Origin of the sequence: Streptomyces coeruleoprunus, assembly GCF_039542925.1 — a bacterium.
Lineage (GTDB): Bacteria > Actinomycetota > Actinomycetes > Streptomycetales > Streptomycetaceae > Streptomyces > Streptomyces coeruleoprunus.
Genome location: NZ_BAABIT010000001.1, coordinates 7,544,116 through 7,557,624, shown reverse-complemented (window position 1 = coordinate 7,557,624; position 13,509 = coordinate 7,544,116). Strand labels below are relative to the sequence as shown.

At 70.5% G+C, this 13,509-nt stretch carries 9 protein-coding genes and 1 pseudogene; 3 read left to right on the top strand and 7 right to left on the bottom strand.

Annotation, left to right across the window (positions count from 1 at the left end; all coding sequences use genetic code 11):
* Positions 1–74 precede the first annotated feature (74 nt).
* Positions 75–3,563, top strand: a complete 3,489-nt coding sequence (locus ABEB09_RS33800; protein ID WP_345693730.1) for a DNRLRE domain-containing protein — start codon at positions 75–77, stop codon at positions 3,561–3,563.
* 146 nt (positions 3,564–3,709) lie between these two features.
* On the opposite strand, the gene ABEB09_RS33795 is transcribed toward ABEB09_RS33800, so the two are convergent.
* On the bottom strand, positions 3,710–4,777 hold the full coding sequence (locus ABEB09_RS33795; protein ID WP_345693729.1) for a terpene synthase family protein: 1,068 nt from the start codon (positions 4,775–4,777) through the stop codon (positions 3,710–3,712).
* A gap of 593 nt (positions 4,778–5,370) precedes the next feature.
* Between ABEB09_RS33795 and ABEB09_RS33790 the strand changes: the two genes are divergently transcribed.
* Positions 5,371–6,687, top strand: coding sequence for an FAD-dependent oxidoreductase (locus ABEB09_RS33790; protein WP_345693728.1), 1,317 nt, complete (start codon positions 5,371–5,373; stop codon positions 6,685–6,687).
* Positions 6,688–6,799: 112 nt separating this feature from the next.
* Here ABEB09_RS33790 and ABEB09_RS33785 read toward each other — a convergent pair whose 3' ends face one another.
* From ABEB09_RS33785 to ABEB09_RS33765, 5 genes and pseudogenes are all read right to left on the bottom strand, one after another.
* Positions 6,800–7,786, bottom strand: a complete 987-nt coding sequence (locus ABEB09_RS33785; protein WP_345693727.1) for an arabinan endo-1,5-alpha-L-arabinosidase — start codon at positions 7,784–7,786, stop codon at positions 6,800–6,802.
* 251 nt (positions 7,787–8,037) lie between these two features.
* Positions 8,038–8,928 carry a GNAT family N-acetyltransferase gene (locus ABEB09_RS33780; protein WP_345693726.1) on the bottom strand — a complete coding sequence of 297 codons (891 nt, stop codon included), beginning with the start codon at positions 8,926–8,928 and terminating at the stop codon, positions 8,038–8,040.
* A 112-nt stretch (positions 8,929–9,040) separates the two neighbouring features.
* Positions 9,041–9,417: pseudogene (locus tag ABEB09_RS33775) on the bottom strand (FAD-dependent oxidoreductase); the annotation flags it as partial.
* 200 nt (positions 9,418–9,617) lie between these two features.
* Positions 9,618–10,562: an RNA polymerase sigma-70 factor gene (locus ABEB09_RS33770; protein WP_345693725.1), complete on the bottom strand. Its 945-nt coding sequence runs from the start codon at positions 10,560–10,562 to the stop codon at positions 9,618–9,620.
* Between the two features lie 177 nt (positions 10,563–10,739).
* Positions 10,740–11,573: an NAD(P)H-binding protein gene (locus tag ABEB09_RS33765; protein ID WP_345693724.1), complete on the bottom strand. Its 834-nt coding sequence runs from the start codon at positions 11,571–11,573 to the stop codon at positions 10,740–10,742.
* 313 nt (positions 11,574–11,886) lie between these two features.
* On the opposite strand from ABEB09_RS33765, the gene ABEB09_RS33760 reads away from it, so the two are divergent.
* The gene (locus tag ABEB09_RS33760) at positions 11,887–12,261 is read left to right on the top strand and encodes a hypothetical protein (protein ID WP_345693723.1); all 375 of its coding nucleotides are present in this window, start codon (positions 11,887–11,889) and stop codon (positions 12,259–12,261) included.
* A gap of 171 nt (positions 12,262–12,432) precedes the next feature.
* Here the strand turns inward: ABEB09_RS33760 and ABEB09_RS33755 are convergent, their stop codons facing one another.
* Entirely contained in the window at positions 12,433–13,491 is a 1,059-nt protein-coding gene (locus ABEB09_RS33755) for a hypothetical protein (RefSeq protein ID WP_345693722.1), read from the bottom strand.
* Positions 13,492–13,509 lie beyond the last annotated feature (18 nt).

Genomic DNA, 13,509 nt, shown 5'->3' with positions numbered 1-13,509 from the left:
CGCGTGAACAGCCAGAAGAGCCCGGTCGGCGGTCTGCCGTACGCCGGTTTCGAGGGGGGAAGGAAACCTCGCTCATGACGAGCAGATGGCGCCGCATGCCCGGACGCCGGCCACTCGCGGGGGTCGCGGCCGCCGTCGTCGTGGCCTCAGGACTGGCGTACGCAGGGTGGAACACGCCCGAGCAGCAACCGGAATCGGCCAAGCCGCGTACGGGGCAGAGCGCGCCGGTCGGTGAGGCCGACGCCGCGGCCCGGGCCAGGAAGACCGGCAGGGCCGTCGAGGCGACGGCGATGCGCACGCCGTACTCCACGACGTGGGCCAGGCCGGACGGGCTGATGCAGCGGCGCATCCATGCCAGCCCGATCCGCGCCAAGGTCGGCGGGGCCTGGAAGGCCATCGACACGGACCTCGTGCGGGTGGCCGACGGCTGGACGCCCAAGGCGACCAACGTCGGCATGGTCTTCTCGGCCGGGTCGAAGGCCGGCGCCGACCGTGCGTCGCGCGCGGGCGTGCAGCGCATCTCGCTGCTGCCCGGGGAGACCACGACGACGACCGGGAACAGTCCGCTCGCCACGCTCACGGTCAACGGGCACGACATCGTGCTGACCTGGCCGGGCACGGTGCCGACCCCGATCGTCGACGGCCCGAGGGCCCTCTACCCGGAGATCCTGCCGGGCGCCGACTTGGTGCTCACCGCCGGCGACGGGGGCTTCGCCCAGCTCCTGGTGGTGAAGAACCGCCAGGCGGCCGCCGACCCGCGGGTGGCGCAGCTGTCGTACGGGCTGTCCTCGCCCGATCTGTCGTTCTCGCTGGACTCCGTCACCGGCGTCCTCACCGCCGTGGACGCCGCCGGCACGGATGTCGCCGATTCCCCCACGCCGCTGATGTGGGACAGCTCCGGCACCCCCGCCCTGACGGACGGTCAGGCCGGCACGAGCGCCTCCCCGACGGCTCCGGAGGTGATTCCCTCCGAGTCCCCCGTGCCGACGGCGGATCCCGGCGTGTCGCCGTCGCCGTCCGGCGAGCCGACGGACGCCGTGAACGACGGTGACCAGGGTGACACCTTCAACGAGGTGCTGCCCGTGGCGACGGACGAGGCCGCCGATCCTTCCGTGACGGCCGAGATCGAGGGCTCGGCTCCGCCGGTGCCGCCCGAGCCCAGCCCCGAACCCTCGCAGACGGGTGCGGCGGCGACGCTCTCCCTGCCCGGGGTCAACGGCCCGCAGCCCGACTCGCGCGGCACGCTGGTCGGCACGGACCTGGAGGGCGAGAACTGGGTTCTGACACCGGATCAGGAATTCCTCGCCGACCCCACGACGGTCTACCCGGTCTTCATCGACCCCTCGGTCAAGAAGCACACCAACGACTGGACGACGGCCTACAGCCGGCACCCCAACGCCAGCTTCTACAACGGCAGGAACTTCAACAAGGGCGGCACCGACGAGGCACGCGTCGGCTACGAGTCGGACACCTGGGGCACCTCGCGGTCGTTCTTCACCATCGACTGGGACCCCGACCTCAAGGGCTCGACGGTGCACAGCGCCAAACTGCGCGCCCTGGAGACGTACTCCTGGTCGTGCAGCCCGCGCAGCATGACGGTGCACCTGACCGGCCCGGTCACTTCCAAGACGAACTGGAAGAACGCCCCGAAGATGACCAGCGCCAACAAGATCGGCGGCGGCACCTTCGCGCACGGCTGGAAGTCGAGTTCCTGCCCGGACGAGTACGTCGTGTTCGACATCAAGCCGACCGCGAAGAGGGCCGTCGACGGCGGCTGGAAGACGATGACCATCGGCTTCAAGGCGTCCGACGAGAGCTCGCAGTACTCCTGGAAGAAGTTCCAGGCCAACGGCGGCAACGACCCCTACGTCGACCTGTCGTACAACCGCCCGCCGGCCACCCCGTCCAGCCTGGTCCTCGACCCGAACGGGGCGCGCTGCGACACCACCGCCCCGTACCTGAACGTGGGCGCGTCCTCGATCACCCTGTGGGCGAACAGCAGCGACAAGGACGGCAATCTGGCGACGATCCAGTTCGAGCTGTGGCCGACCGGCGGCAGCACCACCAACCTGCTCGGCAGCAAGGGCAAGGTGTCGGTGGGCAGCCAGACCGACTCCGCCAAGGTGCACACCGACCCGATCTCGACGAGCATCCTGAAGAACGGCACCACCTACTCGTGGCGTGCCAGGGCGGTCGACAAGTTCGGCGCCACGTCCTCCTACTCGCACACCAAGACCCCGTGCCGGTTCGTGTTCGACACCGCCAAGCCCTCACCGCCGACCGCGTCCTCGACGCAGTTCCCGGACGCCGACGCCAAGGACAACGGCTTCGGGAACGACTCCGAGGACGCCAAGTGGAGCACGGTCAAGTTCGGCACCGCCGGATCGTTCACCTTCAAGGCCGCCCAGACCGACGTGGTGCGCTTCGAGTACGGCTTCAACCAGGCCGCGTACCCCTTCTCGGTGGCCAGGACCAACGGGGCACCCGTCACCACGACGACCACCGTGTCGAACGTCAAGCCTCCGCTGGCCGGGCCGAACGTGCTGTACGTCCGCGCGGTCGACGACGCCGGCAACGTCTCCGAGCCGCTGAAGTACTTCTTCTACGTGACTCCGCGGGACCAGGCCGATGCCCCCGGCGACTTCACCGGTGACCGGCTGCCCGACCTGATGGTCGTCGACGCCAACGGAAACCTGCGGCTCTACCCGTCCGAGGCGCAGACGGACCTGCTCAAGGGCACCGGTGACCTCGACTACTCCATGTCCGGCGCCTACCGGGGCAACCCGGCCAAGGACCCCAACGGTGACGACGGGCTGCCCGTCCACATCTCGGCGCCGTCCGGCTACTGGAAGAACACCCTGATCACCCATCTGGGCGATGTGTACGGAGGCGACGGCCTCCAGGACCTCGTCGCCCGGCGCGAGGGCAAGCTGTGGGTCTACCCCGGCGACGGCTACGGCGGCGTCAACATCGACAAGCGCCAGGAGATCCTGCTCCCGGCCGGCGCGCCCGCCGCGGACACCATCACGCAGATCGTCTCCGCGGGAGACGCGACCGGCGACGGCCAGACGGACTTCTTCATCACCGTCGGCGACGCCTTCTGGGCGCTGATCGGCTACAACGGCGCCACCGTCGAGCAGGCGGTCCGGCTGAGCAGCTCGGGCTGGACCGAGCGGGACATCGTCAGTGTCCAGGACAACACCGGCGACGGGGTCAGCGACCTCATCTACCGCACCGACGTCACCGGCCGGCTCCTCCTGCGGACGGGCAAGAAGGACGCCGACGGCACCGGGGTGGACATCACCTCCATCGCCCTCGCCGTGAACTCTGCCGCCGGAGCCGACACGGAGTACGGCGCGTCCGGCTGGGCCAGCACCAACATCCGGCTGCTGCACGGCACGCCCGATGCCAACGGCGACGGCATCCCGGACATCTGGACGCTCCGTGTGGACGGCGCGGTCCGCTTCTACGCGGGCAGCCGCACCGCGATGTCGGGCAGTGGTGTGGAGATCGTCGGCAACAGCGACGGAGTGGGCTGGAAGAACAAGCTGACCATCGGCTGACATCACCAGGCGCGGAGGGGCCCGGCCACATCGGCCGGGCCCCCTGTCGTCCTCCTCCGCCATGCCGGCCACCCGTGGGGGCCCACCCGGTCAGCCGGTCGTCGGTGCCGCCAAGTAGGCGCCGGAGACCCGGGCGCCGGGCATCTTCATGCCAGGTGCCGGTCCCACCACCAGGTGATGGAGGGGAACGGAAGCGGAGCCAGGCTGTTGTCCGCGGAGTGTTCGGCCCAGGCAATGTCCGGCTCTTCTCCGTCGGGTCCGGTGGCGGGGTCGAGGTAGCGCGGTACCCGCTGACCCCATTCCGCGTTGCCGCGGATGCCGTGGCACAGCCCGTCCAGGTAGGCGTTCAGTTCCTGGCCGGCCCTGGGCCGCACGGCCTGCCGCAGCCGGCAGAAGCGGAGCAGGATGCGGTCACGCAGCCGGTTCCCTTCATGGACGGCCGCTTGCAGGGTGAGCTGCCGGTCCTGGATGAGCGCGGTGAAGATGTTCTGGTCCGACTGCTGGTGGTCGAGTTCCTTCCGCAGCGAGTGCCGGTCGTTGTCGAGGGCGGCCACCATGGTGGCCATTTCGGTCAGGGCACGGGTTGCCGGGTGGTGCATCTCCGTTCCCGGTACGTGGATGCCGGTGGCCAGTTCCCACATGGCGAAGGTGGCATCGCCGCCGGAGGTGAGCAGCCGCATGGCCAGGTACTCGTCCACCCCGGGGCGGCGGTTGGCCGCCTGGTTGCCGATCTGCCAGGTAACCCCCGACAGCCAGGCACGGTGGCCGGCCACGAACCGGCGGAACGCCTCCGGGGGTCCGGCCTGCGCCATCCGTTCAGCGATGTCGCACAGCGCCGGAATGTACCGCTCGCCGCCGCTGTCGCTGCCCGGTGCCTCCAGAGCGCGCTGGACACGGCCGGCCAGCGCGGCGAACAGGTCGGGTCGGGTGTTGAGGGGCGGCGAGTCGCAGTGGGCGTCGTCGAACCCGAAGCCCCAGTAGTGCCACAGTGTGGTCGTCAACAGCCGCTCCCGGTCGGCGGCATGGGGGACGAAGCGGGCCCAGAAGTCGGAGCTGCGCGTGGCGACGATCCGGTTCCGCTCGGCGGTGCCGGCGCAGATGCCCGAGGCGTCGACCCACTCGATCGCCCGTTGCTCCAGCCAGCGCACCTCGGGATGCACGGCCGGCTCGAAGGGTGCGTACAGCAGCGGTAGCCGCAGCGTCTCGGTCGTCATGGTGCGCACCTGGGCTGGTCCTTTCGCGCTGGGGTGTCGGCTCCCGAGCGGGAGCGTCACGTCGTGCGGGCCTCCGCGATCGTCCGGAGGCGGTCGGGGTGGATCAGGACGCCGGGCGAGCGCCTGACGGCCCGGCCAGAGCGGAACGGCATCGGCGTACTCGGCCGGCGAGGCACCGAACGACAGCGGATCACACAGCGGCGCGGGCCCCTACCCGGCCGTCGGCGAAGCCGGAGGCCCGCACCGGTGACGCCGCCCGCCTTCACCCTCTCCGGCTGCTGGGAAGCCATGCGGAGCAACGGGGCGTTGAAGAAGCGCACACGGCGCGAACCCTGGAAGGACAGCACCAAAACCGTCCCTGCGAGTGGATTCGGCGATACCTCCGGCCCAGTACGGTCGCGAACCGCAGGCCGGGCGCCCGTAGGTGCGTACAGCCGGCTGTGACGAGGTCGCTCGTGCTCGGCCATGGCTCTGACGACCCTCGCACCGTGAACAGGGTCGCAGGTAAGGTCCCTGACATGCCATGATCGCCACGGCCCGACCCGCCGATCCGACTGGCACCGGGAACCGTCCGAGCCGCTTTGGGGGAGCACGTGCAGCGCGCTGTCGTCCTGGGGGGAAGTTTCGCCGGGCTGCTTGCGGCCCGTGTGCTGAGCGACTTCGCCGAAGAGGTCGTGGTCGTCGAACCCGACCTCCTCGGCGGGGACGGCACCGGTACCGGCGCCCCGCACCGCCGCCAGCTCCACGCGCTGCTGGCGATGGGACACACCCAGATCGAGCGGCTCTTCCCGGGCATCACCGAGGAGATGACGGCCCACGGCGCCCGAGTCGGCCGCGGCAGCGCTGTGCGGTTCTACGTGGACGGGGTGCTCAAGGCTCCGGTCGCCGATATCGAGATGGTGGGCGCGACACGCGCGTTCATCGAGGCGAACGTCCGGCGCCGCGTGGCGGCTCCGGGCACCGTGCGGTTCCACCACGCCGCGGGCAGGGGCATCGTCATCCGCAACGGCCGGGTCGTCGCGGTCCGGGTCTCCCCTGGTGACGCCGCCGGGTCGGACGACGAGCTCGACGCCGACTTCGTCGTCGACGCCATGGGCCGCTCCAGCCGCCTGAGCGCATGGCTGGCCGCAGAGGGCTGGGACATCGCCCCCGTCGACCGGATGCGCGTGGACCTCGGATACGCGACGGCCCGATTCGCCCGCGGGTCCGAGTTCCCGGACCTGGTGATCGCCCATTCCACGCCCGGCCCGGCGAGCGACTACCAGCCGACCGCCTGCGAACCCGGTGCGATGGTCGCCGTGGAGGGCAACGCCTGGTCCGTGGTGCTCGCCGGCTACCGCGACTACCGGCCGGGCCGGGACAAGGACCAGTTCCTGTCACGCATGAGGCGGTGCGTCGCGCCGCTGCGTGCGATGGCCGAGCAGGGCGACATGATCGGCGACGTCGAGCCCTTCCACTTCCGCGAGAGCCGCCGCCACCGGTTCACCGACCTCACGCACTTCCCGGGCGGCCTGGTCGTCGTGGGCGATGCCATGGCGACCGTGAACCCCATCTACGGTCAAGGCCTCACCCTGGCCGCGCTCCAGGCGTCCTCGCTTCGTGTGCACCTCGGTTCCGGAGCAGACCCGCGCACTGCCGCCTGGAGCTACTTCCGCCGCGCCGCCGTGGTCGTGGACGCCGCGTGGCAGCTGTCCACGACCGCGGACCTCGCCCAGCCGCACGTCACCGGGCCCTACCCCCGCGGCTACAAACTCCTGCGTTGGGCCGGCGACCGCATCACCGAAGCGTCGGTGAAGGACTCGCTGGTGAATCAGGCCTACATGGACGTCGTCCACATGCGTAAGCACCCCAGAACCCTCACGGGCCCGCGCGTGCTCGCCCGCGCCGCTCGGGTCCTGTGGCGGGGGTGAGACGCCTCGCGTCATGAACCGGAGGATGCTGTGGCTCCCCCGGGGACGAGGGACTTCCTCCATCAGGGCCCGTGACGGCTTCCAGAGGTGATGGGCAGCACGGCTGGCGGGGTCAGTGGGCGACCGGCCATCCGCTGCTCCAGTTCAGGAGGTTGATGCCGAGTTCGGGTGTGCCGTTGGCGTTGCCGTCGTAGTAGTGATAGACGATCAGGTCTCCGTCGACGTCGTTCATGATCGACTGGCCTCCGGGGCCGATGACGCTGCCGTGCGACTCGAGGACGGGAGTGCCGCCGTTGTTCATCATCGAGACGCCGTTCCTGTCGTAGTACGGCCCGGTGACACGCGTGGCGCGGCCGACCTTCACCTTGTACGTCGAGCCGGTGCCGTTGCAGCAGGTGTCGTAGGAGGCGAAGAGGTAGTAGTACCCGTTGCGCTTGACGATGAAGGGTGCCTCCACGGCCTTGGTCCCCGTCGGCCGGGAGGCGAGCGAGTAGCGGGTGCCGTTGCCGGACAGCTGCTTCCCGGTGAACGGATCGAGCTGGATCATTTTGATCCCGCTCCACCAGCTGCCGAACGACAGCCACCACTTGCCGTCGCTGTCGACGAACAGGTTGGGATCGATGGCGTTGTAGTCGCTGGCCGAACCCGAGGTGTACACGATTCCCCGGTCGCTCCAGCTGCCCGGCCGGCCGGTGCTCGAGGTCGCGAGGCCGATGGCCGAGGTGTTCGAGCCGAACGTCGAGACGGAGTAGTACATCAGGTACCTGCCGCCGTGGTACGAGATGTCCGGCGCCCAGGCCTCCGGCACGGACGAGTAGTTCCGCCACCAGCTCGGCCGCGCGGAGAACGCGTCGCCGCCGGCGCTGAATGCGGTGCGGTCGGTGGAGGTCTTGCTGCTGATGCCACCACCGGTGGCGTAGAGGAGGTACTGCCCCGACGAGGTGCGGAGCATCGTCGGATCGTGGGTGATGACGGATCCGGTGACCCGGCCGGGGTGGGGATAGGCGGAGGCCATCGACGGCATCAGGGCCAGGAGGAGAGCGGCCGGGACGGTGAACAGGGCGGTGGTGCGGGAGGTGATGCTCGAGGTGCGGCTCATGGGGACGCTCCAGGAGTGGGGGTTCCAACGTCCGGTATTCCGAACGGAAGTCGCGTCGTCGGACGGGACCGTAGAGTGGAACCCTGTGCGCGTCAATGACTCGCGCAGCCACTCGAAACTCCTCGAAACTCTCGAAACCGCCGGTGTTCCCGGCGTCCCGCAGCGGCCGCGGTCGTTGCTACGGCGCCGCCCGGCCCGTCCTGGGGCCGTTCGGTCTTCGGCGGCGTCGCGGCTGTGGGTCCCCCAGGGCTTCAGAGGTCGAGCTGGTACTCCAGGGCCTTGTGCGTGGGGACGTATCCCAGTGCGTCATTGATGCGCCGCATGTGCGTGTTGCTGTCCGCCGTATCGGTGATGAGCCCGGCCAGTTCCGGGTGGTCGGTGCGGGCGACGCGGATCGACTCGGCCTTCATCCAGCGGCCGAGGCCATGGCCGCGGTGCTCGGGCAGTACGCCTGTGCCGTAGTGCAGCCCGTCGCCCTTGCCGTCGCCCGGCACCACGAGCTCCGTGAAGCCGACGATCGAGCCGTCCGACTCGTCGACGGCGACCACCGTGGTGAGCAGCTGTCCACGGTCGGCGATGGCCTTGGCAGCGGCCAGAACCCGCTCGACGTCCCAGGACACGACACCGTAATCGGTGTCGTCCATCGGCATGTCGTCCATCGCGCGGCGCGAGTCGGCGAACGTCTGGGCCAGCTCCTCGGGGACGGTGCCTCGCCAAGACGCGAGACGGTAGCCGGGGTGCGGCCGTTCGGCGATCGCGTTGATCTCGTCAACCCCGTCGCTGCCCAATTCGTCCAGCGCGAGCCGGGCATACGTCAGTGTCAGCACCCTGCGGAAGCCGCTTGCGGCAAGGAAGTGATCGCCGGGCGTGCCCTCGTCGGTCTGCGCGACCACGGACCGCCTGCCCGCCTCCCGCGCGGCAGCCACCGCCGTCTCCAGGAGCCGCGACCCGACCCCCTTGCGCCGCTCCGCCCTGTGCACATTCACCTCCAGCTCGGCCAGGTGTTCCTGGCCGTCCCGGGTGAACACCCGCAGGAACGCGGAACCGAGCGGATCGCCGTCATCCCCACTGGCCAGCCAGGCGAGGCGATGGCCGGCCGAGGTGGGGTGGGGATCGGTGAGGGCGGTGATGCGGATGGGCAAGGTGGCTCCGGTGTGGTCAACGGGGTTGCGTACGGCCACAGTCGATCACGCGACGGGCTGCGGGAACAGCGATTTCACGGAGCAGAAGGGGAGTGCGAGCCTCCGAGGCGGGTTGGACGAGTCCGTCCCCGCGGCCCAGCGAGAGGCACTGGTCGACGTAGCGCAGCGGCGCGCTCGGGACCTTCCTGCCGGTCAGGCGCGCCGCGATGGCGTCGGCCGACCGCCACGCGGTGGGAACCCGGAGGCGCACGACATCCGCGGCGGCTTGCCGCCGCGGCCCCTCACCATGACCAAGTCGCCGATGGCGTATACGTCCACGTCCGAGACCGCGCGCATGGTCGGTTCGACCACGATCAGGCCTGTGGCGGTCATCTCCAGGGCGGAGGCCTGTGCGAGCGGGTGGACGGCGAAACCGGTGCCCCCCACGGTGACCGCGGCAGGGATCGCCCTGCCGTCGGCGGCAGCCTTCCGGTCGGCGTCGACGCCGGTTGCCTTCGCCGGCCTCGGTTCGACGCCGGTGCCCGGCGAACATCTCGCTGAGGGGCCGGAGTGGAGTCCTGGTCGGCCGCGAGCTGGTGCGGTCCGACGCGCTCGACGAAGTCGCGCGCGGCGCTGACGAGGGTGGCGGCGACGTCCACGCCGTGCGGTCGCCGGGCGATGCGCCCGGCGGCGACCCCCTCACATCGGGATCAGAAGGCCGTCAGCAGAGGCACGGGGTGGTCTTCGGCCGCCCACCGCCGCGTCACGCGTTCCAGCTTGTCGGGGTTGACCTGGCTGCGGAAGGCGGCGATGCCGTCGGCGCTGATCTCCAGACAGATCACACCGACGACCCGGCCGTCGACGACACCGATGATGGCGGGGTCGCCGTTGGCCGTCGTGGCGTAGACCTCGGCCGAGCCGCCGACCAGGGCGCGCTTGGCCGGGCTCGGCCTGAACAGGCCCCGCATGAACTTCGCGACCGCCAGGGCTCCCTCGAACGCCTTCGTGCGGGCCGGGACCTTCCCGCCGCCGTCGCCGACCGCGATGGCGTCCTGGGTGAGCAGCCGCACGAGCGGCTCGGTCCGGCCGCTGGTGGCGGCCGCGAGGAACTCGTCGACGATCCGCCGGGCCGCGGCCTCGTCGACTTCAGTGCGGGCCTTGCCGTCCGCGACGTGCTTCTTGGCGCGGTGGAAGATCTGCTGGCTGGCGGCCTCGGTGATGTCGAGGATGTCGGCGATCTCCCGGTGCCCGTAGCCGAAGGCCTCGCGCAGCACGTACACCGCACGCTCGTTGGGGGAAAGGCGCTCCAGGAGGACGAGGACCGCGTACGAGACCGATTCGCGCTGCTCGGCGGTGTCGGCCGGGCCGAGCATGGGGTCCCCGGCGAGCAGCGGCTCGGGGAGCCACTGGCCCACATAGGTCTCGCGCCGCGCGCGGGCCGAGGTGAGCTGGTTGAGGCACAGGTTGGTGAGAACCTTCGTCAGCCATGCCTCGGGGACCTCGATGTGATCGACGTCGGCGGCCTGCCAGCGCAAGAACGTCTCCTGCACGGCGTCCTCGGCCTCGTTCGCGGAGCCGAGCAGGCGGTAGGCGATGGCCTCCAGGCGGGGCCTGGACGCCTCGAACCGGTCCACGTCCTTCATCATCAGCGCCATGGCCCGGATCTTAGCCTCCACGCTCCGCGGACGGTCCCCCGCACTACGGCCCCGGGCCGACCTGGTGCGCCGCGTACTCGACCCCGAGATCCCGCCCTGGGGGTGGGCGCTGCGCCGTACGGGCGCCTCTCCTTCCGTCCGCACGCGTACGGATGAACGGGCTCAAGCCCAGGCGCCTCAACGGAAGGCGTCGGCGTTCTCCGCAGCCCACTGCTGGAACGGGCGGGCCGGCGTTCCGGTGACCCGTGGAACCGTGTCGCGCACCATCAGCAGCTCGTGGTTCACGTCTCCGCCAGTGACGTCGAGCACCGCGTCCGCAGCGTCGGGCCCGAAGACCGCGACCATCTGTGCTCGGGCCCGCCGGCGGCTGATCTCGGCGAAGCGAACCTCCCGGCCCAGTGCTGCCGCGATGGCCTCGACCTGCTGTCGGGCGGTCACCGGCTCTGGACCGGTCAAGGCATACGTGCGTCCGCGATGGCCGGGCTCGGTCAGTGCCACGCGTGCCACCGATGCGATGTCCGCAGGGTGGATGGTGGGCAGCGCGGTCTCTGCGTACGGCGCGTAGACGGTCTCCTGGCCGCTGATGGAATCCGCCCACATCAGGGCATTCGAGGCGAATTGCGTCGGCCGCAGGATCGTCCAGGCCATGCCGCTTGCCTTGAGGAGCTGCTCCACCGCCAGGTTCTCGCCGGCGGGGCCGAGGTGCGGGTGGGTCTGGACGGTGATGGACGACACCAGCACGACGTGCTCCACGCCCGCCTGCCGGGCGACTTCGAGGATGTCGGCGTCCGAGCCCAGACGCGACAGGAGAAAGAGCGAGCGCACCCCCTCCAGCGCGGGCTTCAACGACGCAGGGTCCGCGAAGTCGCCCTCCACAGGCTCGACACCTTCGGGGAGGACGGCACGTGCGGCATCACGGGTGAGCCCTCTCAGCGGCCCGACACCGCGTGCGTGCAGCTCCTTGAGCAGGGCACTGCCGATGTTTCCAGTGGCTCCGGTCACGAGGATCATGGGCGTGTCTCCCGTCGTCGGACGATCAAGTGGGCGACACGCTAGAACCTCAATCACGCTTCAGGTCAAGGCGCCTGGCCATGCCCTCGGCTGGGCACTCCCCGACCACGCAGCGGGAGGCGGGATGGCGGTCGCCGCGTCAGCAGCCAGCTCATCCACGGGATACAGCGCCAGCAGCACGCCACCGAAGCAGGTCGCGAGGCGGCACCGGACCGCAACCCTGACACTCGTCAGGAACGCTCGCCGTCCATCGCTGCCTACCGTATCGGCACGGGCCCTCCGGGCTCCTTCTACGCAGGCGACCTCGAAAGGCATGACCGTGCGCAGACTCCTCTGCAGTGCCGCCGCGCTCGCACTCGCGACCACCGCCATCACGGCAGCCGGCACCTCCCCGGCACAGGCGGCCGGCTCGTGGGCCAACTGCCCCTACGGCGCGGTGTGCATCTACCCGCAGAACCAGGATCCCGCCGTCAGCCCGAGCCATGTCTTCTGGGCATACGGACCGCACCGGATCTACAACCAGTACGGCGACCACTGGGTCCTGAACAACCAGTCCGACAACGCCCGCGCCGCCCTGTGCGAGAGCATCGGCACCGACTGCCGCTACTTCATCCCGGCCCAGAATGGCGTGTACTACAACCTCGACCCGATCAACTCGGTCACTCTGTCGGAGTGGCACCCGACATAAGAGCCATGCGTGCGGCGGCCGTCGCGGCGCCGGGACGGTCGCAAGCCGGGCCGACGCAGCCAGGCAAGCGCCGGGCGGCCGCGCGACCGGCCGCCCTCCTGATGAGTTCTGTCGCCCGACGGCTGTGAATGCCTCACGCACAGGCGGCCGTGCGTGAGGCATCCAGCACCGTCAGCCCGTCGGCAGGCCCAGGCCGTAGTACGTGACGTGGTAACCGTCCACGTACTCGGCCTCGCCTCCGACGATCAGGTCGGACGGATCGCTCACCCCCGCCGCCCTGGCCGTCGCCACGAGCATCTCCGCGAGCGCACGGCCCTTCGGTTCACCGGGGCCGCCCGCGTCCACGCGCCACACCGGATCGTCGTCGTCCCAGATCGACGCCGTGCTCGGGTGCTGGGCGGCCGTGCCCCAGCCGAGTGCGGCCGGATCGACGTCGTCCGGGGCGAAGCAGCCGATGGCCAGCCGGTCGCCGCACGTCACGTCGAAGAGGATGGGCGCTCCGTGGGCGTTGCGCCCGTAGAACGGCATCCCGATCCTGACGCCGAGTGCGGTGGTCTCCGCGGGCAGCGCTCCCAGGAAGTCGCCCAGGGACCGGGTGACGGTCTCCCAACTGCGCGCCTTCCAGCCGCCGGGGAAGCCGAGGCCGACGTTGGCCTGGTCGCGATTGCTGCCGAAGAAACCGCTGATCGAGTTCTCTTCACCGACGCCTTGACGCCAGAACCAGTTCTCCGCCGGCCCGGTGGGCTGCAGGACCAGCTCCGGCCCCGATTTCCCGGCGCGCAGTTCCAGCGTGTCCGGCCGGCCGCGCCAGCGCAGGAAGGGCGCGCCCCAGAGCTGCCCGCTGTCGTAGAAGGGCCCCATGTCGCCGTGCGAGCCCATGATGGACGGTTTGCCCAGCGCTTCGGTCAGCTCGTCCTTGGCCGCGCGGAAGGCGGCTGCCTGTGCCGCGTCGTCCGGTGCGGCGGTCGCCACCGGGACCGCGAGCTCCACGTACGACTCGCCACCGACGTAACGCTCCTCGAACTCGCCCACCGGGCGGAGGTGAGCGTTCCCGGCGGAGCGACCGGTCGTCAGGACGGTGTCGGACGGCGTGCCGCTCCAGGCCCAGCCGAGCTGGGCCGCCAAGGCCCTCACCCCGTCCGGCGTCCAGCCGCCGGTGTCCGCCGCGACGAGTCGCCGGGCGAGATCCGCGATGGATTCCTCTTCAGTGCTTCCCCGTTGTCCGTTCATGCGGTCATCGTGCCGCAT